Source organism: Stagnihabitans tardus (assembly GCF_009925085.1).
Taxonomy (GTDB): domain Bacteria; phylum Pseudomonadota; class Alphaproteobacteria; order Rhodobacterales; family Rhodobacteraceae; genus Stagnihabitans; species Stagnihabitans tardus.
The window spans coordinates 1-1,300 of the sequence record NZ_JAABNR010000075.1; the positions used below are offsets into that span (position 1 = coordinate 1).

The window sequence follows — 1,300 nt, forward strand, 5'->3', positions numbered from 1 at the left end:
TGTTCGCGGGCCGCCCAAACGAATAGCGGATCGTCCCGTTCCCGCCTCCGCCGCCCAGCAAATCAGGCAGGGCATCCCCGTTCACATCCGCAGCTCCAACAAACGCAGGAACGTCCAGGGAAGAATAGCGGCTGAAGCCAGCACCCGTGTTCAGAAACGCACGGCCGGTTGTCGGCTGGTTTGAATAGTAACCTGCAGTCACAAAGAGATCTGAGAAACCATCCTTGTTCAAGTCCGTGACCACTGGCTTAAAACAAAAGCAACTCAAGACATCTTGAGGCATATCGCCATCGTACCAGAGTTCAGATTTAAAGCCTGACCCAGTTGAGAGTCCAACATAGATTCGCAGTTTCCAAGCATCTGTGTTGGATGTGACATGTACGGTGTATGTCTCTCCCTTAATTATGTCGGTAAGGCCATCTCCATTGACATCGGCATAGGTTCTGAACTCTGGAGCATAAATCGACAGAGGGTCAAAATATCTGTTTGGTCCCATTATCAACGCAGAATTCAATGCCGCAGCCTGTAGGCGCGGGTCCAGCATGCGAGTCATGCGGTATTGATAGATTACTCCGCTGGAGTAATAATTTGATGCTGCCGTCCATATGAAGTCCGAGATGCCATTTCCGTCGAAATCTCCTGCAGCGTCGCCACTAACTTGGGATGGAACAGAAGTCGGCGCTGCCGTAAGAGGCAGTCCAGTGCCATCAAGGTTCACATAGTAACCCCTTCCAAGTGCCAGTGCCTCAGGAGAGCGATCACCGTCCAATTCCACGATGGAGAAGTCAACGCCTGTATCTCCGTCAACATGCCGTCCGCCAACTTCCACGCCCGTGAGATTGTATTGGGTCAGCAGGGTTCCATGCATCCCGCTGTAAGGCCAGTTCGTGTCGGTAACATAGGTTGTTGGACTACCAACCGGATTGCGCTTCTTGGGGGTGATTACAACAGTATGACGATTGTAATCCGAGGCCTCAGCGAGATAGGCGTAGGTGCCGTCGATGATGCTCTCGGGCGTCGAGTCAGTTGCCGGAAAATACTTGTATTGGTGAGGGACCTGAAGATTGTAATCGCCGTAAACCTTCAGAAAAATTACTTCATCACGTCCATCTGGTTCCACATCGACGAACATGGGGTTGGGACCAAAGAAGCCTCCCACCTGAGAAGGCTCTGCGTTATAGTTCGGCACATCGTCGGAATAGGTGAAGGTGGTGGCTGGCAGGGCTCCCGCCGATCCGGCAGTCACGGAACCATCCGTCGCATTGACGACAAAGTCGCTTGCAAACTCGGTGACGCTGAG

1 protein-coding gene is annotated in these 1,300 nt (G+C 52.6%); it reads right to left on the reverse strand.

Going from position 1 to position 1,300, the window contains the following annotated elements; all coding sequences use genetic code 11:
• The coding region (locus GV832_RS21640) for an FG-GAP repeat domain-containing protein (protein WP_168776924.1) at positions 1–1,300 on the reverse strand (1,300 nt) is incomplete at both ends.